Source organism: Levilactobacillus sp. (genome assembly GCF_022646225.1).
Classification (GTDB): domain Bacteria; phylum Bacillota; class Bacilli; order Lactobacillales; family Lactobacillaceae; genus Levilactobacillus; species Levilactobacillus suantsaiihabitans.
This window is the reverse complement of sequence record NZ_JALCJA010000001.1, coordinates 103,037-124,516: the sequence shown is the minus strand read 5'-3', so window position 1 is coordinate 124,516 and position 21,480 is coordinate 103,037. Positions and strand designations below refer to the sequence as shown.

17 protein-coding genes are annotated in these 21,480 nt (G+C 53.9%); 2 read left to right on the top strand and 15 right to left on the bottom strand.

Features of this window, described 5'->3' with window-relative positions:
• Window positions 1-833: 833 nt before the first annotated feature.
• The 3 genes from recG to LKH74_RS00670 form a co-directional block, all read right to left on the bottom strand.
• Complete coding sequence (recG, locus tag LKH74_RS00680; protein WP_135369009.1) at window positions 834-2,867, bottom strand: ATP-dependent DNA helicase RecG; 2,034 nt, start codon at window positions 2,865-2,867, stop codon at window positions 834-836.
• A 72-nt stretch (window positions 2,868-2,939) separates the two neighbouring features.
• Window positions 2,940-4,631 (bottom strand): DAK2 domain-containing protein, encoded by a 1,692-nt coding sequence (locus tag LKH74_RS00675; protein ID WP_287707991.1) that lies wholly within the window; start codon window positions 4,629-4,631, stop codon window positions 2,940-2,942.
• A gap of 32 nt (window positions 4,632-4,663) precedes the next feature.
• A complete protein-coding gene (locus LKH74_RS00670; RefSeq protein WP_135369007.1) occupies window positions 4,664-5,026 on the bottom strand; it encodes an Asp23/Gls24 family envelope stress response protein in 363 nt (120 codons plus the stop codon).
• A gap of 232 nt (window positions 5,027-5,258) precedes the next feature.
• On the opposite strand from LKH74_RS00670, the gene rpmB reads away from it, so the two are divergent.
• Window positions 5,259-5,444: a 50S ribosomal protein L28 gene (rpmB, locus tag LKH74_RS00665; RefSeq protein ID WP_125575175.1), complete on the top strand. Its 186-nt coding sequence runs from the start codon at window positions 5,259-5,261 to the stop codon at window positions 5,442-5,444.
• A gap of 246 nt (window positions 5,445-5,690) precedes the next feature.
• On the opposite strand, the gene LKH74_RS00660 is transcribed toward rpmB, so the two are convergent.
• The 11 genes from LKH74_RS00660 to gmk all read right to left on the bottom strand — a co-directional run bounded on the left by LKH74_RS00660 (window position 5,691) and on the right by gmk (window position 18,822).
• Window positions 5,691-6,365 (bottom strand): thiamine diphosphokinase, encoded by a 675-nt coding sequence (locus tag LKH74_RS00660; RefSeq protein WP_135367929.1) that lies wholly within the window; start codon window positions 6,363-6,365, stop codon window positions 5,691-5,693.
• Complete coding sequence (rpe, locus tag LKH74_RS00655; protein ID WP_135367930.1) at window positions 6,365-7,018, bottom strand: ribulose-phosphate 3-epimerase; 654 nt, start codon at window positions 7,016-7,018, stop codon at window positions 6,365-6,367. The genes LKH74_RS00660 and rpe overlap by 1 nt, the downstream gene beginning before the upstream one ends.
• Window positions 7,019-7,030: 12 nt before the next feature.
• Window positions 7,031-7,927, bottom strand: a complete 897-nt coding sequence (gene rsgA / locus LKH74_RS00650) for a ribosome small subunit-dependent GTPase A (RefSeq protein ID WP_287707992.1) — start codon at window positions 7,925-7,927, stop codon at window positions 7,031-7,033.
• 812 nt (window positions 7,928-8,739) lie between these two features.
• Window positions 8,740-10,776 carry a Stk1 family PASTA domain-containing Ser/Thr kinase gene (gene pknB / locus LKH74_RS00645; RefSeq protein ID WP_287707994.1) on the bottom strand — a complete coding sequence of 679 codons (2,037 nt, stop codon included), beginning with the start codon at window positions 10,774-10,776 and terminating at the stop codon, window positions 8,740-8,742.
• A complete protein-coding gene (locus LKH74_RS00640) occupies window positions 10,776-11,522 on the bottom strand; it encodes a Stp1/IreP family PP2C-type Ser/Thr phosphatase (protein ID WP_287707995.1) in 747 nt (248 codons plus the stop codon). Before LKH74_RS00640 ends, pknB begins: the two co-directional genes overlap by 1 nt.
• Before the next feature lie 12 nt (window positions 11,523-11,534).
• A complete protein-coding gene (gene rsmB, locus LKH74_RS00635; protein ID WP_287707996.1) occupies window positions 11,535-12,878 on the bottom strand; it encodes a 16S rRNA (cytosine(967)-C(5))-methyltransferase RsmB in 1,344 nt (447 codons plus the stop codon).
• Window positions 12,878-13,822: a methionyl-tRNA formyltransferase gene (gene fmt, locus LKH74_RS00630; RefSeq protein WP_135367935.1), complete on the bottom strand. Its 945-nt coding sequence runs from the start codon at window positions 13,820-13,822 to the stop codon at window positions 12,878-12,880. The genes rsmB and fmt overlap by 1 nt, the downstream gene beginning before the upstream one ends.
• A gap of 439 nt (window positions 13,823-14,261) precedes the next feature.
• Window positions 14,262-16,679 (bottom strand): primosomal protein N', encoded by a 2,418-nt coding sequence (gene priA / locus LKH74_RS00625; RefSeq protein ID WP_287707997.1) that lies wholly within the window; start codon window positions 16,677-16,679, stop codon window positions 14,262-14,264.
• Window positions 16,680-16,690: 11 nt separating this feature from the next.
• Window positions 16,691-17,902, bottom strand: a complete 1,212-nt coding sequence (gene coaBC, locus LKH74_RS00620; protein WP_287707998.1) for a bifunctional phosphopantothenoylcysteine decarboxylase/phosphopantothenate--cysteine ligase CoaBC — start codon at window positions 17,900-17,902, stop codon at window positions 16,691-16,693.
• Between the two features lie 86 nt (window positions 17,903-17,988).
• Window positions 17,989-18,204, bottom strand: coding sequence for a DNA-directed RNA polymerase subunit omega (rpoZ, locus tag LKH74_RS00615; protein ID WP_061776946.1), 216 nt, complete (start codon window positions 18,202-18,204; stop codon window positions 17,989-17,991).
• Window positions 18,205-18,207: 3 nt separating this feature from the next.
• Complete coding sequence (gene gmk / locus LKH74_RS00610; protein ID WP_135367938.1) at window positions 18,208-18,822, bottom strand: guanylate kinase; 615 nt, start codon at window positions 18,820-18,822, stop codon at window positions 18,208-18,210.
• 417 nt (window positions 18,823-19,239) lie between these two features.
• Here gmk and LKH74_RS00605 point away from each other — a divergent pair, with 417 nt between their 5' ends.
• Window positions 19,240-19,566: a hypothetical protein gene (locus tag LKH74_RS00605; RefSeq protein ID WP_135367939.1), complete on the top strand. Its 327-nt coding sequence runs from the start codon at window positions 19,240-19,242 to the stop codon at window positions 19,564-19,566.
• Window positions 19,567-19,624: 58 nt separating this feature from the next.
• Here the strand turns inward: LKH74_RS00605 and LKH74_RS00600 are convergent, their stop codons facing one another.
• Entirely contained in the window at window positions 19,625-21,331 is a 1,707-nt protein-coding gene (locus tag LKH74_RS00600; protein ID WP_287707999.1) for a SpaA isopeptide-forming pilin-related protein, read from the bottom strand.
• Window positions 21,332-21,480: the final 149 nt, after the last annotated feature.

The following is a 21,480-nucleotide window of genomic DNA, read 5'->3' as shown; positions in this document are numbered from 1 at the left end:
TACGTGCTCAGACGGTATTTTTGGTTTACTTATTTTTTAAATGGCTGACGGGATTGGTGGGAGCTGGTCGCCTGCCGTTACGTGAAATTCTAGGCTGGAACGCTGGGGAAGGACCGCCCCGAGCCAAGGCCCGGTCTCGGTGCTTGCTTTGAGCCAGAAATTCACTGTCTCAAAGTCACCAATTTCGTCGCAAAAAACACGACGAAATTCCCCGGCTGAGCCTAGATTTCACTTCACTCTCGGCTTAGATTGTGCTTGCCAGTAATACTGACTTAAACCAATATCTACCAGTAAAGCCGAGCGGTTGCTACCGCCCAACGAACACGAATGGGTAGCCAGGCCCCCACCACCATAGCCGATAGTTCAGCAAATGTGGGCTCAGTCACGGGCGTTCACTTAGCGGACTCACGGCTACGATGGTGGTTCAACCGCCACAACGGTTAAAAATAACCACCAAAGTACAGCACCGCTGACAGTACCCATTTCAACCGTGAGTGTAGAACTGGGACATTTATGCCGTGGTCTTCGGCTCAGTAACAATTGGAAATCAACTCCAACACGGCATCGCGGACAACCCGCATCGGTGAGCCCTAAACACAACCATGATTCACAACTAATAGTTGCGGACCTCCACCACGTCAGCCGTGAGTGGAGCGAAACTAGGCTCAGCCGGGGAACTTGTCAGCGTACTTTGCTGGCAAGTTGGTGTCTTTGAGACGTGTTCTTCGGCTCAAAGCAAGGTCCGAGACCGCTTTTTGGCTCGGACCGTCCTCCCCCAGCGTTCCAGCCTAGTTTCGCGGAACGGCAAAGCGGCCAGCCAAGCACACCACTGCCTAGTCCATAGTCGTGTTCTGGTGGGCGGTGGTGCTGAGGAAGGCGGCGAGGGCCAGGTTGGCGTCCTTGTCGGCCCAATCCGGCGCGGCCACCGTTTCCTTAGCCGCCTGTTGGGCAGCGCTCAAGATGTTTAGGTCCGCCACGGGATCGCCCACCTTGAAGTCGGGCACCCCGGATTGCTTTCTTCCTAGAATATCACCTGGGCCTCGTAATTCCAAATCCTTTTGCGATAACACGAAGCCATCGTTGGTACTGGTCATGGTCGTCATCCGTTCCACGGCCAGTTGATTCTTGGGGTCCGCAATCAAAATGCAGGCCGAGGCCCGTGTGCCCCGACCGACCCGGCCACGCAACTGGTGAAGTTGCGCCAAGCCAAAGTGGTCGGCGTCATAGATCATCATCAACGTAGCGTTGGGCACGTCGACCCCGACTTCGATAACCGTCGTGGCGACCAGGACTTGAAATTCGTTGGCCTTAAAGGCTGCCATGATGGCGTTTTTCTCATCGTCCTTCATGCGCCCGTGCAAAAGGCCGACCTTGTAGTCGGGTTCGAACTCTTCTTTGAAGCGGGCGTAAATGGCCTCGGCATTTTTCATGTCCACGGCCTCCGACTCTTCGATCAAGGGCGTGACAACGTAGGCCTGCGACCCGGTGCTCAATTCCGCCTTGACCTGCCGCAGTGTGGCGTCGACCTGATTGCTGCGAATCCAGGTGGTCTTGATGGGTTGACGCCCGGCCGGCAGTTCGTTGATGACCGACACGTCCATTTCACCGTAGGCCGTGATGGCCAGGGTCCGGGGAATCGGCGTGGCCGTCATCGCCAAGACGTCGGGCTGTTGGCCCTTTTCGCGCAAGGCTTGGCGTTGGTTGACTCCAAAGCGGTGTTGCTCATCGATCACGGCTAATCCCAGCCGGTGATAGGTCACTTCCGGCTGAATCAAGGCGTGCGTCCCGATCAACAGGTCCACACCGCCCTTGGCAATCTGCGGCAATAACGTCTTGCGGGCGCTGGCTTTGGTCGCTCCCGTCAGTAAAGCCACATTGACGGGAAAATCGGCGAACAGCTTGGCCAAATTGTTGGCGTGCTGCTCAGCCAGGATTTCCGTAGGCGCCATTAAGGCCGCCTGAGCCCCAGCCGTAATCGCGGCATACATAGCGATGGCGGCGACCACGGTCTTCCCACTACCAACATCTCCCTGTAACAGGCGATTCATGTGGACCGGCCGTTTCAAGTCAAAACAGATCTCGTTGACGACCCGTTTTTGTGCACCGGTCAATTCATAGGGCAGCGAGTCGATGAAGGCCTTGAGCTTGGGCAAATCATAATGCAGCGCTTGGCCATGAAGCGTATGGTCTTGTTGACGCACGATTTGCAGACGCAACTCAAACAGGTAAAACTCCTCAAATTTGGCCGTTCGCCGGGCTGCCTGAGCCGCCGCCCCATCCGCCGGAAAATGCATGTCGTGGATCATCTGCTTGCGGTGTAACAGGCGGTACTGCTCGCGCAACGGCTCGGGAATCAGGTCGACGATCACTGGCGCATAGGTCTCGTAGGCCGACGTCACCAATTTTTGAATCGTGCCCTGACGAATCTCCTTATTGGCCGGGTAGATCGACCCCATGCCACTGTCGGCACTGGCCAAAATTTTCATCCCCGCCAGCGATTGGCGTTTCGCGTCGAACCTGCCGTAGACCACGATTTCGTTGCCGACTTCTAGCTTGTCCTTCAACCAGGGTTGATTGAAAAACGTCACTGGAATCACGGTGTGTTCATCCAACAACAACCGAAAATTCAGCCGATTTTTCTTGCGGCCAAACCGCGTCAAGACGGCCGCTCCGGCCACGGTTCCCTTCAACGTGACCTTGGCCTGGTCGGTCAATTCCGCGGGGTCCTTGGCCTGCAGATCTTCGTAACGGAAGGGAAAGTACGTCAAAAGGTCATTGATATTTTCAATCTCTAGGCTGTTTAATGCCTGAACCCGCTTGGGACCGACTCCCGGCAAGGCTGCCACGCTGTCACTTAAACTTGTCATTTTGTTCCCTCCCGTCAGTTAGATAGCGAAAAAAAGACTGGACAGTCAGCCCAATCTTTTTTCGTTTACCGGTTATTCAACCGAGATCAAGAATGGGTAAACCGGTTGGTCCCCTTCATGAACTTCTGTTTCTAAGTCGTCATCCAATGCAGCGACCTGTTGTTGCAGCTGTTCAGCCACTTCAGCCGTCGTATCGGCACCATAAATAATCGTAATAATTTCACTATCATCATCTAACATGGCCTTAACGGTCGCCACGGCGGTCGTCAAGAGATCGGCGTCGGTCACCTTGATGGTGCCGTCGACGATGCCCATGTAGTTGCCTTCCTTGATGTCAAAGCCATCAAGCTGGGTGTCGCGAATGGCGTGGGTAACTTGCCCACTCTTCACGGCGCTCAAATTGTCTTCCATGGCCGATTGGTTTTCGTCCAATTCGGCGTCCGGATTGTACCCGAGCATCGCGGTCATCCCTTGGGAAACCGTCTTCGAGTGAACGATTACGGCCGGAATATCCGCAACCTTAGCGGCTTGTTCGGCAGCTAAGAAGATGTTCTTGTTGTTGGGCAACACAATCGCGCGCTTGGCCTGGCTTTGGTTGATGGCGTCCACAATATCTTGGGTGCTAGGGTTCATGGTCTGACCCCCGTTGACGACGTGCGTCACGCCCAGACTCTTAAATAACGTGCCTAAGCCTTCGCCGGCCGCAATCGCAATGATCGCCGTGTCAGCGGGTGCTTCGTCAGTTGCCGCAGCAACGGGCGCGTTACCGGACTCCTCGTCGTGTTCCATGATGGTTTCTTGTTGCATCCGCATGTTGTCGACCTTGACCTTGGCCAGGTCACCAAATTCTTGGCCCCAGGCAATGACCTTGCCCGGATGTTCCGTGTGGACGTGGACCTTGACGATCTCTTCGTCGTTCACGACCAGCAACGAGTCACCGAGGCCGGCCAGGTAGTTGTAGAAGGTATCGTAGTCAAAGTCATGCTTGACTTGCTTGCCACGGCCAATGCGGACCATGATTTCAGTACAGTAACCGTACTTAATGCTGTCAGGATCGAGCTTGCCTTGCACACTTTGGTGGTGGGTAGCTTCGATCATTTCATCCATTTCGGCGTTGTCTGGTTGGTAGTCGCCTTCTTCGGCCACGCGACCGTTCAGTGAATCATTAAAGGCTTCCAGCACAAAGGTCAACCCTTGGCCACCGGAATCGACCACGCCGACTTGCTTCAAGACGGGCAGAAGATCTGGTGTCTTGGCCAAAGCAGCTTTAGCGGCCTCAAACACGGCATCCATCACGACCAACACGTCGTCGGATTCCTTAGCGGCATTTAAACCGGCCTGAGCCCCTTCACGGACCACCGTGAGGATAGTTCCCTCGGTTGGCTTCATAACCGCCTTATAGGCCGTTTCTGCGCCAGCTGCGAAGCCATCCGCTAAATCTTGAGCGGTCAAAACTGATTTGTCGGCCAACTTTTTAGAAAAACCGCGGAAAATTTGGGACAAGATGACCCCGGAGTTTCCCCGGGCACCCATCAGTAAGCCTTTAGCCAAGGCTACGGCTAAGACCCCGACCGCCGTGCTATCCGCATCGCGTTCGTATTTGGCCCCGCTTTGTAGCGACAAGCTCATGTTGGTTCCCGTATCCCCATCTGGGACTGGGAAGACATTGAGTGAATTGATAAAATCAGCGTTTTGGTTTAGCTTTTGCGAGGCGGCTTGGACCATCTTACCAAACTCAAGATTAGTAATTTCTGTTACTTTCAACTAAGTTTCCTCCTTGATTTCAGTACGTCTGGCTAATCAGCCAACACCCGCACCCCTTGGACAATCACATTGACTGAGTTTGCGGTAACCCCCAGCATGGTTTCCAGGTTATATTTGACTTTGGCTTGCACGCTACGAGACACTTCGGAAATCTTCGTGCCATAGCTGGCAATAATGTACACGTCGATGGCCACGCCATTTTCTTCTTGGCGAACGACCACCCCACGGGCATAATTTTCCCGTCGTAAAATGTCATTAACATTGTCACGAATCTGATTCTTACTTGCCATGCCCACGACACCATAATTATCAGTCGCGGCACCCCCAACTACGGTCGCAATTACTTCATTGGTAATATCAATTGTTCCGTACTGAGTCTTAATCTTAACGGCCATGGAAATAGCCTCCTTGTCTGGAAATAGAATCTTAACAGAAATTAATCTTACCACAACCCACGCAAAAATAGAAATAGGAAGACCAAAATGCGTGTTCTGACGGTAAATAAGTGTCAAGCAAAATTACTTGAAAGAAAACATTGCGTTCGACAAAAGAGTATGGTAAATTAGTCAGGTGAGTAAAAAGCACTGCTTTTTAAAAGTAATGAATCCATAAAGGAGGGTTTACGCCATGGCAAAGGATTTTATCAACGGTAAGCGGACGCGCTTCGGTAACAAGCGTTCTCACGCTTTGAATTCAAGTCGTCGCGCTTGGAAGCCGAACTTGCAAAAGGTTCGCATCTTAGTGGACGGTAAGCCAAAGAAGGTCTGGGTTTCAGCTCGGACTTTGAAATCAGGCAAGGTCACTCGCGTCTAGTTAACAGACACGATAATCTTAAGAGCACTAACCAGTCTTGCTGGTCGGTGCTTTTTTATTTGCCCATAGCAAAATTTCCTTTAATTTTTCGTATCTAGTCACTCATTGGTTAAACAAATCAACCATCTCTTCCATAAGACAGTTTACCAGAAGACCGCCAACTTTGCTGGCCTCGGTACCTCACTTCGCCCAGCTAAAAAAGCGTCACGACCATCCCCACCGGATCATCGTGACGCTTTTTTGTGGCTATTCATGCCGCGCTTCGTAGGTATCGCAGCTTTGAATCACACACAATACCCCGGTGTCGAACTGAAATTCCCCCGTCTCGCCCGTAAATTCATTGCTGGCTAATGAGATGGGATAAGGAATCGGTTCGTCATGGAGCTGATATTTTTCATCTAACAAACTCAGATGGTCGATGGACGTCAGTGGGATAAAGGCCAGATAATTTTTATCCGGTTCTTTACGTAGCTGATAGTGCCCCGGCAGGTAAAACGAAATCGTGTTTTGCTTGTCGATCAAGCGAATGCGGTTGGCATAACGCTTGTACTGGGGCTCCAAAACGATAAACAGGTTCGCTAAAAAGTGGTCGAGGCGACCACCCGTGGCCCCGTAAATATCGACTTGTTCGGCGCCGTAGTCCCCAAAGGCCACGGACACCGCCATCTGCGTATCAGTAAAATCTTTTTCGGGTTGCGACTGCCGAATATCTTTGACATTGCGCCGGACCCGTTGCAGTTCTGGGGCCGCCAGAGAATCGAAATCCCCAATGGCCGCCACCGGTTGTACATTGTGTTCGATCAACCGCAGGGTCCCTCGATCAACGCCAATCCAGGGGCCAACGATTTTCTCAGTGAGGTCCGCCGGCCAATTGGCCTTAGGGCCCCCCACTAACAGATTAAACGTTCCGCCCCGGGGCATTATTTTGTCGCGTCCTTCAGGGCTTGAATCCGCGCAGCTGGGTCGTCGGCGTTGAAGACGTATGAACCAGCTACAGCAACCGTGGCACCGGCGTTTGCGCAGTCAACAACGGTTTGATCGTTGACCCCACCATCGACTTCGATATCAAAGTCGTAACCCTTGGCCTTCTTGATGGCATCCAGTTCGGCGATCTTAGCGACCGTGCTGTGTAAGAACTTCTGACCACCAAAGCCAGGGTTGACCGTCATCACTAAGACTTGGCCGACCATGTCCAAGACCGGTTCGATCATGGCAACGGGCGTCCCCGGGTTGATGACAACTTCTGGCGTTGCGCCAGCGTTTTGAATCATTTGTAAGGCCCGGTGAATGTGCGGCGTCGCTTCGACGTGCACACCGATGATGTCGGCGCCGGCCTTGGCAAAGTCTTCAACGTAACGTTCTGGGTTTTGGACCATCATGTGTACGTCTAAGACCATCTTAGTGATGGGACGAATGGCCTTGACCCAGCCGGGACCGTAAGACAGTGCTGGGACGAAGTTGCCGTCCATGATATCGATGTGTAAGACTTCGGCTCCTGCTTGGTCCACCTTTTCGATATCTGGTTGTAAGTTCACGTAATCGGCACTTAAAATTGAAGGCGCTACTTTAATCATAAATTCTCTTCCTCATTTCTTCTTGTTATAAATTGGTTTTTGATTCTTTAACAACGTGAGTAATTGTAAATAATTGTCGTAACGGCTCTGCATGAGCTCACCGTCGGCCAGCGCGGCCTTCACGGCACACCCTGGCTCATTGACGTGCACACAGCCCCGGAAACGACAATCACCGGCCAACGCCACGAATTCTGGGAAATAATGACTCAGCTCCCGGTAATCCAGTGTCAACGTTTCGTACGACGAAAATCCCGGCGTATCGGCCACTAACCCGCCAGCGATAGGCATCAAACTGACCTTTCTGGTGGTGTGACGCCCCCGGTTCAACGCGGTCGAAATCTCGCCGGTGGCCAGGTCCAAATCGGGCGCGATGTGGTTCAACAAGGTCGATTTTCCGGCCCCGGTCTGTCCCATAATCACGGTTTCCTTGTCGGCCAAGGTCGCCTGGAACTGGTCTAAGCCGTCCTGTGAAAATGGTGCCCGACTCAAGATTACCGGATACCCAATCTTGCGGTAACCCGCTGCCAGCTGTTCAAAGTACTGGTAACGGTCATCGTCGATCAGATCGGTCTTCGTGAAGTAGATGACGGGCGCAATCCCGCTGACTTCTAAGGCAATCAGTTGCCGGTCCAACAAGCCCGTCGAAAATTCCGGCTGGGCCACGGCGGTCACAACGACCCCCTGGTCAATGTTGGCCACCGGCGGCCGGGTCAACGCGTTGTCCCGCGGTAAAATCTCTAGAATATAGCCTTCCTGCGGCGTCGAGCTCTCAAAAGCCACTCGGTCCCCGACCAACGGCGTAATCTTACGTTTCCGAAAGTTTCCCCGCGCGCGGGTCCGGTACAGCTGACCGTCGCTAAAGACATCATAAAAGCCACTGAGCGATTGACGAATCTGTCCTTCTGTCAATGCGCACCTCCTTTATGGGTTTGTTTCCAGTTTACACTAATTTGCAAATTGACACTAGTTTTCCTGCGGTTGTGTTAAATATCACAACTAAAGCAGTCGTCTCGCTACCCTTCCACTAGGACTTGTCTGCCGCCTACCGTTGCCAAATATGGGACTGGAACGCGGTAGGTGACCGGTGTGCGTGTGCCAAGAGACAGTCTCACCCTAACTTTGAGCCGATAGCACGCGTCTATATCCGCCAGCCGAAATGTGTGCCAACGGACCTTGTCATCACGCTCTTGTTCAGCGGCTGAGCCCATATTTGGCGATCTCCCAGCTACGTGCGTGATATCCGGCAACGACACCAGTAAGATCAGCAATGACGTGACGATTGGTCTAATAATCACTCATGATTACCACGACTACATTCAGATTTGTTCGTCTAGACTTTCTGTAGCCAAGGATTGGACCAATGACCGGTAACCTGCCGGACGGCAAGCGTTGGCCATTTTTATCGATAACCAGTCATCTTGCCGGAGGCCGCCAGGGGTGGAGCCAGCTGTGTCGACGGTGTTGGCTGAGGTTTTGTCTCAGCCTACAGCGTGGGACGACTTGAGAGCCGGGCGGGTTTTGCCAGGCTTTCAAGCGAGCCGGAAGACCGCTCCTCAGGCTGGAGGCGTTCCCCAGAGCAGGCGGAACCCCTGGCGGCCGCAGGTAACTGGCGAGTACAGTGTTGCCAGTTGGCGAACGGTAGTCGGCCAGTTACTTGCCACCAGACAAAAAAAGCCCAATTCCCATTATACAGAGAATTAGGCGCAAATTGCAGATTTTTCTTAATTTTTCGTGACGTGACTGTCCGACGCAATCACGTGGCCGTCGCGGACCACCTTGTAGGCCCCGGACTTGCCGGAAGCCACGGTGAACGGCAACGTCACGCTGGTGTCTGACGTGATCGTCATTTGCTTATAGATGGTGCTGAGCGAATGGTCCTGGTCGCGCAAGTAGATCTGAATCAGATTGGAGGCCGACGAGCTACTGCTACTACTGCTGTCGTCATCACTATCGTCTTCACTCGAACTCTCGCTGGCACTGTCATCGTCAAACGGAATCTTCACGTTCACGCTGAATTGATCGACACTGGAGCTGCTTTCACTCTCCACGCCGCGCGACATGGTCAACGTGACCTCGTCGCCTTCCTGGACCACAGCACCTTCACCAGGGGACTGCTTGATGACGCGGCCCTTGGCCACATCATTGGAATAGGCGTAGTCAAACGCCAGGTTCAGGTTGCGGTTGGTGGCGTAGCTTTGTGCCTGGGCCTTGGTCTTGTTGGTCAGATCAGCCAGCGTGACCGTTTCCGACCCCGTGGAGACCGTAAACGTGATATCGGTCTTCGCTGGGACGACCTTTTGGCCCGCCTGGACACTTTGCTGCATGATCCGACCGGCCGGGACGCTGGTGGAGTGCACCGATTCGCGGTGGACCTTAAAACCCAGCGCCTCTAACTTAGCGGCGGTGCTGGCGTACGCATCCCCCAGGTAATCGGCCAGCTGATAACGCTTCGGTCCCGTACTGATCCACAGATCCACGACTGTCTGGCGTTTCAACTGGGTCCCCGACCGCGGCTCGGTCCGCACGGCACGATGGACCTTGACCGTGGCACTAGCCGTCTTGTGGACCTTGCCCACCGTCAAGTAGGCGTTGGTCAGGCGACTCTTGGCCACCTGTTCCGTCCGCCCAGCCACGCTCGGCACACTGGTCATCTGCGGCCGAAAGAGCGCCATACCGATCAAAATGCCCGCGACCAGCAACAAGACGACTAGCCCGGCCAGCAGGAACTTGCGGCGACGGGGATGACGGGTCTTCTTGCGGCCCTTTTTCCCCGCTGCTTTAGCAGGCGCCGAATCGGTCGCCGTTTTTTCCTGTGGTGTGGTCTGAGTCGCCGCTGCGGCCGTTTCCGGCGTCAACGAACTTAACGCACTGAGAGGCAGGACCTTGGTCTCGCCATCGTCGTCTTGGGCCGGGGTAAATTTGACTTCCCCCGCCCGCTTCGGCGATAACGAGGTCTTCAGGTCCGCCGCCATACTCGCCGCGTCGGTGTAACGGTCCTCGGGGCGCTTGGCCGTGGCCTTGAGCACCACATTTTCCAATGCCTGCGGGATCCGCGGGTCGATCTCTCGTACCGATGGAATCTCCGATTGGAAATGCTTCAACGCAATGGAGACGGCCGTTTCCCCCTCAAAGGGTACGGTGCCCGTCAGGAGTTCGTAGAGGATGATCCCCAACGAATAGATGTCGGACTTTTTGGTCGCCATCCCCCCACGTGCCTGTTCCGGCGACAAATAGTGCACGGACCCCAGCACCGTGTTGGTCTGCGTTAGACTGTGTTCGGACAAGGCCACGGCGATCCCAAAGTCGGTGATCTTAGCGACCTTGTGCTGGTCGATCAAAATATTTTGCGGTTTCAAATCCCGGTGAATGATATTGTGCTCATGCGCCGTTTGGACCGCACTCAAGATCTGTTCCATGATGTGGATGACTTCTTGATAGGCGATTGGGAAATGGGCCTTGATGTACGCCTTGAGGTCGGTCCCCTCGACGTATTCCATGACCAAATACTGCATGCCATTTTCCTCACCCACGTCATACACCTGGACGATGTTGGGATTGACCAGTTCGGTTGCGGCCAGCGCCTCTCGCTGGAACCGGCGAATCGTGCTGGGGTCATCCCGCAGATCAAGTCGTAACAATTTTACTGAAACGTCACGGTCTAAAATCAGATCGTGCGCCAAATACACGTTGGCCATCCCACCTTCGCCGAGCGCGCGAATGATGCGGTACCGGCCACTTAAGGTATAACCCGTCCGCATTAGTCTGCCACCTCCCGTGAGAAGTTGGTCAGGAGTAACACGGTAATGTTATCGAGTCCCCCGGCATCGTTGGCCAGTTCGATCAGGTGATCACACTTTTCTTCGGCCGTGCGTTCACTGGTCAACACGGCTTGAATCGTCTGGTCATCGACCATGTTGGTCAACCCATCTGTACACATCAACAGCTGGTCGTTTAGCACCAACGGGTAGGTGTTGAGGTCAAAGCGCGCATCGTCAGAAATGCCCAGCGAGCGGATAATGACGTTTTTTTGGGGATGGTGCCGAGCCGCTTGGCGACTGATCTCGCCGCGCTTGACCAGTTCATTGACCAACGAATGGTCCTCGGTCAGTTGGCGCAGGTTGCCATCGCGTAATAGGTAGGCGCGTGAATCCCCGATGCTGGCGATGACGACTTCTTCCGTGAAGTATAACGCCGCCACCAGCGTCGTGCCCATGCCGTTGAGATCCGCAAATTGATTGGATTTATCAATGATCGATTGGTTCTCGGCGGTAATCTGGCGCGTGATCCACTCACTGGCCGTCGCTGGCGTGGTGAGCTTGGTCTGTTCGAATTCGTGTCCCAGATGGGAAACGGCCATGGCACTGGCCACGTCGCCCCCCTGGTGTCCGCCAATGCCATCCGCGATGATGGCCAGGTGTTGACCCGCTAAGTTCGTGAAAACATCGACATAGTCCTCGTTGTCATTGCGCTGTTTGCCAATGGACGTGCGGTATGCCACTTTCATGACGACTCACCCCTACTTTTTCTTCCGAAAGGCACTGACGAAGAACCCGTCCGAATCAAAATCATCCGGATAGATGTTCAACGTATCCGTGGTCCGGTCGGCCTTGACGTCTAAGGCCGTCTTGACCCGCATGGACTCGAAGTCCGGATGGGCAGCCAAGAACTTCGCCGCCACGTCCGCATTCTCCGTGTCCAAAATCGTGCAGGTACTGTAGACCAAAATGCCGTTTGGCTTTAATTTTTCACTCACGGTAGCCAAGATGTCCAACTGAACGCGTTGCAGTTGCTGGATATCTTGGGCCGATTTTTCGTAACGAATCTCTGGTTTTCGCCGGATCAGGCCCAACCCCGAACATGGGGCGTCGACTAAGATGCGGTCGAATTGCTTCTTCGGGAACTTGTCGTTGATCTTGCGGGCATCTAAGGCCACCGAGTCGACCCGGTCGGCAACGTGGAGCCGTTTGGCGTTGGCTTCGATCAAGTTGACCTTCTTTGCGTGCAGGTCTAAGGCCGTCACCTTCCCACCAGAATGGGCATCGAGCAACGCCGCAATCTGGGTGGTCTTGCCGCCAGGGGCCGCACAGGCATCTAGGACCTGATCGCCGGGCCGGACTTGTAAGGCCTCGACCGGTAACATGGCGCTTTCGTCTTGAATCGTCAGTTCACCGGTCTCAAAGACGTTGCTTTGATTGGCGGCCTTGTCGTCTAACCGAAAGGCATTGCTAGCCACCACGCTGGGCGTGACCGTGTAGCCTTGATCCGTCAGGGATTGGGCCACGGTTTCTGGTGTGGCCACGGCCGTGTTGACCCGTACGGATTGCGCGGCCGGTTGGTTGATGGTTGCTAAAATGCTGAGCGCCTTGTCGTCACCGACCTGTTGTTGGATGGCCGTCACTAGCCATTCTGGCACGGAATACTCCAGGCTCAACCGCTTGGTCGGGTCCTTGATCTGACTCAAGTCAGGCAAGCCTTGGCGGTCAATGGCGTGTAAGACCCCGGTCACGAACCGGCGAATACCTTCGTGGCCCCGGTCCTTGGCCAATTGAATGGCTTCATTGAAGATGGCCCGCTTGGGGACCCGATCCAAGTACAGTTCTTGGTAAAGGGCCACCAGCAAGGTCATTTTGACCCACGGCAGGACCTTTTGGTTGGGCTTGATAAACCCGTCCAGGTAGTATTCCAACGTCAATTGGTGTTGGATGGTCCCGTAAACCAAGTTCGTCACAAAGCGGCGATCCACGTCGCTCAAGTTGTGGCTTTCCAACGTCTGTTCCAGTTGTAAATTCGAGTAAGCCCCGTTTGCGACACGGGTCAATGCCTCGACCGCTAAAGCCCGCGGTGTTGTGTTTTTTGTCATTATTCAGCCACCTGTTCGCCAATTGTCAATGCGTCGCTCGTCCCGTTCAGAAAGTCCGTAATGCTTAATTTGGGCTTGCCGGCCGGTTGAATCTCGTCTAATCCTAAAACGCCGTGTTCGCCGGTCGCAATCGCCAAGTGGTGCTTATCATGGCTGACCAAAGCGCCGGGCTTGAGGTCGGTCGTTTGGTCCAAGACCGTCACCCGCCACAGCTTGGTGCGCACGCCGTTCAAGTAAATGTGGGCGATAGGCGCTGGCCGCAGTGCGCGGACCTTGCAGTCAATCAAATGGGCGCTGAGGTTCAGGTCGATCCGTTCCTCATCGGACTTGATGGTTGGTGAGAAGGTCACTAGCTTTTCATCCTGCGGTACCGGGGTGATCTCACCCGCCAGGAGCTTGGGCAAGGTCTCTAAGAGTAGGTCACGACCCAGGTCACTGAGCTTGTCAAACATGGTACCGACATCGTCTTGATCCGTGATGGGAATGGCGCGTTGGGCCAAGACATCCCCGGCATCCATCTTCTTTTCCATGAACATGATGGAGACCCCGGTTTCCTTGTCGCCATTCATGATGGCATAATGCACGGGCGCGCCACCGCGATACTTCGGCAGTAACGACGCGTGCACGTTGACGGCAGCGACCTTGGCCGCCTTTAACAGCTTGGTCGGCAAAAATTGCCCAAAGGCTGCCGTCACGATCAAGTCCGGTGCCAATTCAATGGCCCGCGCCATTTCGGGGCTACCGGAGATCTTTTGGGGTTGGAGCACTTCGATGCCGTGTGCCACCGCCACTTCCTTGACGGGCGACGCGGTCAACACGTGCTTGCGTCCCACCCGGCGATCCGGTTGGGTCACCACGGCCAATACCTCGTAGCCGTGGTCGATTAAACTGCTGAGAATGGGGGCCGAAAATTTCGGCGTGCCCATAAAAATTACTGAAGTCATGTCTTGCACCATACTTTCTGATAGGTTTACTGATTGTTGGTTTGCTTTAAAAAGGGAGCTGGTGGTTGGCCTGACCGTTCCGAGGCGTTCTCGGGACTTAGCGGTTAGCCGCCGAGCGTCCACCAAATCTTGGTTGGCAGGTGGTCGACGAGCCAAGCCCGGTAAGTGGTCTGGGCCTCGCTTGGAGCTGGAAACCACGGTTTGAAACGGCCTGATGGCCGAAACGTGTGGCAACTGGCAACTGGTTTCACTGGCCCCCCACCTTTGCCGAAACGTGCACCCAAAGGCAGCCGGTTCCGCTGGCCCCCCCAACATAGCCGAAACGTGCGCCCAAAGGCAACTGGTTCCGCTTAACACTGCTAGGCAAATAATCCAAACTCGGGATTATCCGCCTAGCACCGTTAATGCTCGCCAGTTAACCGCCTTTGGGCTCACTCTTTTACATAAAGTTCATCGGCTCGGGGTCGATGGTGATGGTCAGACCGTGGCGGGCGGGGATTTGGGCCGCCTGCCGGATCTTTTCCAAGACCGCTTTGAGTTGCGGCTCCCTTTTGTATTTGATCACAACTTGATAATAATACTTCCGCTTGACCCGCGCAATCGCCTTGGGCGTCGGGCCTAAGATAATTGCGTTGTCGCTTAAGCCTTTTTGTAACTGGCCGACGATCTGGTACATCGCCTTAGCCGCCTTGGCCTCTTCTTCATGGCTGGCCGTCAGTTGGACCGCAAAATAATACGGCGGGTAGTTGCCCTGATGGCGCATGTGCATTTCCGTCACGAAGAAGCGCTCGTAATCCTGTTGTTGGGCGAGCTCGATGGCGTAATGCTCGGGGTTAAAGGTCTGGATGAACACCTCGCCTGGCTTTTCGGCCCGGCCGGCACGCCCACTGACCTGGGTTAACAGCTGGAAGGTCCGCTCACTGGCCCGAAAGTCGGGCAAGCCCAGTGCCGTGTCGGCATTTAAGACCCCGACCAGCGTCACGTTGGGGAAGTCCAGCCCCTTGGCGATCATCTGCGTCCCCAGCAAAATATCGGCTTGGTGTTGGCCAAATTGCCGCAGGAGCTTTTCATGTGCCCCCTTACGCCGCGTGGAATCCACGTCCATCCTTAAGATACGCGCCGTCGGGAATTCCTTTTGCAGGGCCGTTTCGACCTTTTGCGTCCCCGTGCCGTAGTAGCGAATCTTGCGGCTATGACAGTTGGGGCAAATGTGGGGGATGGCCTCTTCATGGCCGCAGTAATGGCATTTCATCGTGTGCGTATCCATGTGCAGCGTCAAGGAGATGTCACAGTTTGGGCATTTCAACACGAACCCGCAGTCCCGACACATCACAAACGACGAGTAGCCCCGCCGATTTAACATCAAGACCATCTGTTCCTGCCGGTCCAACCGTTCCTGAATGGCCGTCAACAGGGGTTGGGAGAAGTCGCCTTCGCTGTGTTGCTTGACTTCTTCACGCATGTCCACGATGTGTACGGCGGGCAAGGGATGATCGTTGACCCGCTTGGCCAAGACCAGCCGGGTGTACAGACCCTTGGCGGCCCGTGCCCGCGTTTCTAGTGACGGCGTGGCACTTCCCAAGACCACGGGACAGTGATTGTACCGCCCCCGCCACAAAGCCACGTCGCGGGCGTGGTAGCGCGGATTTTCGTCTTGTTTATAACTACTTTCATGTTCCTCATCCATAATAATGATCCCGAGGTTGCGCACCGGGGCAAAGACAGCCGAGCGGGCCCCCACGACCACGGTCGCTTCACCGCGGTCGATGCGCCGCCACTCATCGTACTGTTCACCCTTGGACAGGCCGCTGTGGAGCACGGCGACCTGGTGGCCAAAGCGCGCCTTGACGCGGTTGACCATCTGCGGCGTCAGCGCGATCTCGGGCACTAACATCAACGCGGTGCGGTGCTGTTGTAAGGCGACCGCCATGCTTTGCAGGTAGACCTCCGTCTTCCCACTACCGGTGACGCCTTCCACCAAGAAGTTCTCCGTGCGTTGTTCGTCAACGGCACTGGTGATGGCATCCACCGCGGTCTGTTGCTCGGCATTGAGCCGTAGCGGTTGCGTGGGCTTGACGGGTTGATGAAACGGATCGCGGTACACTTCCAGCGGCTGTTTCACCACCCAGCCCTTGTCCGCAGCGGTCGCAATGACGGCCGTGCTGACGTCGGCAGCGTGAGCGACTTGGCTTTGGGCTACCAATTTATCCGGGGCCATGGTCTGCAGGTACCCCAGCAGTTCGGCCTGTTTAGGCGCCTTTTTGGCCACCGTTGCCTGGATCTCTTGGAGCTTTGCGACCGGTAATGCCGGCTTGATGCCCGTCGTGGTCTTAGCGGCGGCCTTGCTGGTCACCTGGTAGACGACCTCGACCTTGCCCGCCCGTTGCAGGCGCAAGAGGCCAGCCAGCGTCGACTCATCTAATTTGGCCGTGTCAAAGTCACGCGGCGCCCCCTGAGGAAAATACGCCTGCATCTCATCGGCCGATAGCGGCTCGGTCGGTTGAATCTGCCGTTCCGTTTGGGCCTTCAATAGGTTGGGCAACATGGTTTGAATGCAGGTGATTCGAAAGGCGTAGGTCGTATCGGCCAGCCATTTAGCCAGCTGTTGGAGCTCGTCATCGAGCACTGGCGCCAAGTCGAGCACGCTTTGAATCGGCTTTAAGTCCCCGTCAAAGTTGGTGTCGTCACTCAGGCCAACCACGACGCCAGAAACGACGCGGTGGCCGCGACCAAACGGTACCGTGACCCGCATCCCCACCTGAACTTGGTGCGCTAACGCCGCGGGAATGGCGTAAGAATAAGGCTCATTCGTCTGCATGGTTGGCACGTCCACAATAATTTGGCCAATCTGGGCCATGGTGTCTCACCTCACTTTTCTGCTAATAACTGGGCCACGCGGTCAACTAAGGCCCGCGCGATCATTGTTTTACTGGTCTTGGGCGTCTGGTCGGTCACGCCGTTCGGAGCGATGAAGGTCACCTGATTGTCATCGCCGTTGAAGCCGATGTCGGCTCGGGAGACATCGTTGGCGGCTAACAGGTCCAAGGACTTGCTGACCAGCTTCTTTTGGCCGTTAGCCAGCAAATTTTGCGTTTCCGCGGCAAAACCCACGGTCACCTGACCGGGCTGCTTGATGGCCGCCACTTGTTTTAAGATATCCGGCGTTTTCTTGAGTTTTAAAATCAATTCGTCATTGTCCGCCGTCTTCTTGATCTTCTGATCGGCAGTCACGTCCGGTTGAAAGTCCGCAACGGCCGCGGCCATCACTAAGGCATCCGCCTGGGGAAAGGCCGCTAACACCGCTTCGGACAGGTCCGTGGTGCTTTGGATGGGCACCACGGTGACGCCCGCGGGCGCGGTGAGCTTGGTCGGCGCCGTGATCAACGTGACGTCCGCTCCGGCCTGTTTGGCGGCTGTAGCCACGGCGTAGCCCATTTTACCGGAGGAGTCGTTGGTCAAAAAGCGTACGGGATCCAAGCGTTCGCGCGTCCCCCCAGCCGTGACGATGACCCGTTTGCCGGCCAAAGTCTGCGGGGTAAAGAGCCCCAGCGTCATCAAATCGGCCACGATGTCGGTGGGCTCGGGAAACCGCCCCGGCCCCGAGTAGCCTTCTGCCAGTTGGCCCGTCGCCGGGGTCAAGACGTGGACACCATCGGCTTGTAAATGCTGGACGTTACGTTGAGTTGCCGGGGCCTGCCACATGTGGCTGTTCATGGCCGGTACTACGACCTTAGGCGCGGCGGTCGCCAACCACGTGGCACTCGCGGCATCATTGGCCAATCCGTTGGCCAGTTGTGCCATGAGATTGGCCGAGGCCGGGGCCGCGATGGCCAGGTCCGTCCAGTCGGCCAGCTCCACGTGGGCAATCTGCCCCTGAGCCTGCCACCAGGTGTCATCCGTCAGCACCGAGGCCTTGGTCAACGCCGCAAACGTCGCCGCCGTCACAAAATGCGCGGCCCCCGCGGTCAACACGATCCGGACTTGGGCCCCCGCTCGTTCCAGTTGGCGCGCCAGCAAGGCCGCCTTGTAGGCCGCCACACTGCCACTGACCGTCAAAGTGATGTGTTTGTCTTCAAACATTGCGTTTCCTCCAATTCAATAGCGCCGTCTTGATAAAAAAAGCCAGATTACCCAACGGCAACCTGGTCTTTCCTGAACCGCCAAACTTAGGCGTCCAGATCCTTTTCGTCCGGATCGATCATTAAAGCACCGGCAGCGATTTCTTCCAATGCCCGACCAATCGTCTTGGGCGACTTGTAATCGGTCAAAAGTGGCTTGGCACCGGCATCCAATTCATGGGCCCGCTTGCTAGCCAACATAATCAAAGAGTAACGGGAATCAACTTGTGCTAATAAATCATCAACTGAGGGATAAAGTAACATCTTTTATTCGTCTCCAATCATTTGTTCGTAATCCGGCATGACCCGGGTCACCCGTAAACGTTCACTGCGAATGATCATTTGAATCCGCTCAACGGCCTTGCTAACCTCGTCGTTGACCACGGCGTAGTCGTAGTTGCGCATCATCCGAATCTCACCAACTGCTTTTTTGATGCGCTTGTTGATGACATCCATGGCATCCGTGCCCCGACCAATCAGCCGGTGCTTCAATTCCATTAAGTCCGGTGGCGTTAAGAAGACAAACACAGCGTCTGGGCAGTTGGCCCGCACCTGCATGGCCCCGTTGACTTCAATTTCCAAGAAGACATCTTTGCCCTGATCTAAGGTCTCATTTACATATTTTAACGGGGTACCGTAGTAGTTGTCAACATACTTGGCATACTCCAGCATTTCACCGTTACGAATGTTTTCTTCAAATTCTTCCTTCGAGACGAAGTAATAGTCGACCCCATTGACTTCGCCTTCCCGCGGTTTCCGAGTGGTCATCGAAATGGAGTACGAAAAGTCGGTCGCCCCCGTTTCAAACAGCGCCTTACGAACCGTTCCCTTACCAACTCCGGAAGGACCCGAGAGCACAATGAGCATTCCACGTTTAGCCATCGTTTAAAAATCCCTTCATCACAAAATTTAATTAAGCCGCCATCCCCAAAACGAGTTGGCGGTCAGCACCAGATTGCTTGGCGCGAACTATAATCTATAGGATACTATATTACCACTATTCAGCGATAAATACTGCATATCGCGCCTATTTGTCGAAAAAAACCGGTGAAATCGGGTTAATCCTGCCTGATCACTGGCGGTTAGCCGGCCGTGCCACCACGTTCCGTGTTCTCCCAGACCCCGTCAGCCGACCGGCCGTAAAAATAATGCCGTCGACCTGCACACGAGAACATGCGTCCCCCAACGGTTAGACGGCCTTTACCGTCACAGGCGGCAACCCAATCGAACAAAAAGGCTTGCAATCTCAAACAAACGTTCGTATAATAAAAATACAAACAAACGTTCGAGGTGATCAGCATGCAAAATTCAATCGCAAAACGTGTGACCCTGTCTGATCGGGTCGCCACCCTATCACAGGAACTCTTCAGCCCGCTACCGGTCATTGATGGCCAAGTCGTTTACGCCCAGATGCCTGACTTCCAGTTGACGCTTTTCATCCAACAAGCCCTGGACCGCCACTACCTGGTTCGGCTCCAGTTCAAGGCGGCCCCCGACGTGGCGCCCACGACCGTCATTGGTCAGTTGAAAGAAGACGCCGCTGGTCACCTCATGTTAAAACAAAACAAACAGCTTGCCACCATCGTGACCCCCGCCCTTTTGCGGTCAATCCAACGCGTGAAGTAAGCCAAACGACCATGACAGAATTCTGACGTTCTACCATGGTCGTTTTTTTTCCTGAATTTTAGTTCTTCCGGGTGCGGCGATATTGCCAGAGGCTTAGGCTACTGCCAAGCAATAGCAACCCACCAATCGCGGCGTAAATAGTCTTGGCTTCATTGGTTTTAGGCAACAGCTTGTCAGCTAGGCCACGGTGATGCTGGCTTGGTGTCGACGTTTGTTGGGTTGGGGTGTGGCTAGAATTGCCAATCCTTCCAACAATGGGTTGCGATAACGTACTCGTTGATAACTCTCCTTGATTAGCACTCCGACCAGTCGATTTGCTGGTCGAGTTCCTTTTAGACTCTGTCTTCTTTGTCGAACTGGTTTGCGTTGAACTTATCGAGGATGACTCTGAATAACTGGTTAAATGTGAGCTCGACTCAACGACTTGCGAACTCCCCTGACTTTGACCACTATCAGTATTAGATCCAGGTATTGTGGATGAACTACTACTCGTCTCCACAACATCATCTTCCTGGGTTCGGCTGGCAGTCGGCTCTTTGCGTGTAATAGAAAAAGAAATTGGTGTTTTACTCAAAGCATAGCCCGCTGGTGCCTTCGTCTCGATGAATTGATAATCACCCACCCCTAATCCTGTATCAATAAACTCACCTTGCAAATTTGTACGCAAATTAGTCTGATAGTTTTCATATTTATTTTCAGTATTCTTTTTCTGGAGCGTGTACTCCGCACCTGGCAGAACAACACCCGTACCAGCAGCTAACTTAGTCAGTGTCACTTTTCCAGCGTAGCCATTTAGCAACCCATCACCTGCATCGCCACCCCAGGTGAAATCCTTATTAACTGAGCCAATTGATGAAGAACCTGTTCCTGAACCTGTTCCAGCACCACCTGTATCCCCACTTTGAGCAACAAGTTCAACTCGATTACTCAATACCCCCGTTGTTTGACCGGTGAAATCTGCACTGGCTACGGATACAAGATAGGTTAGCGAAATGTTTTTCGTAACTTTAAAAAAAGTCATCGTTACTGTTGATCCAGACGCGGTCACTTTAAAATCTGAGTTTTCTGTTAACTTGGTCTCAGGATTTTCTCCCTCAGTGGCATTAACACTACCTGGAATAAACGTTTGATGAGCCCCTAAAGTATCAGTTAACGTCACATCTCCAAGATCCTTTGATTTCGGATTAAACGCAATGTTCCATGCAGCCTGCGATGGCAACTTTGCATCGTTCATACTGGCCACCCAACCATTCTTAGTAATGAATGGAATTTCACCACTTCCGCCAGTAGTCGTTCCCCCTGTCACTTTATTTCCAACAACACTGAGATGAAGCGTCCCTTGTTCAAACATCGTGGCACTAGCCAATGTCCCATTAAAGACAATCTCTGCTGTGTTATCGGTATTCTCAACCAACTTTGCAACTTTTTCCCCTTGATTATTCTTAATATCAACGTCAGGTCCCACAGCTAACGAGGCTGTATTGGGAAGGGTGACTCGTGCCGTATCACCGTCCACAATTTTAGTGCCATCTTTGGGCTTCCAAGAATAAGTTAGCCGGTAGTTTTGCCCTGATTCCAGTTGTGCATCTGTAGAAACTTCCTCCAATTTTTCTGCGATTCTTTCTTCAATTTTTGCTGGTTTATCTAACCCATCAATTTCGGATGTAATATCAGCCGCTTGCGCTTGGACCACTTGTTGAGTACTTCCAAATACGCACAGAAACATTAATAACCCAAATATCCACATACCAATTTTCTTCCACATCAAAAACACCCCATACTTCAACGTTATTTAAGTCAAGTATAACGCAAGTCAACGAATAAACTCGGAATAAATGTAAAACGGTAAACTTATTCTTGATGAAATTATTCCACTGGAATTAAGTTTGCTGCAAAAATAAAACGACTACCCGT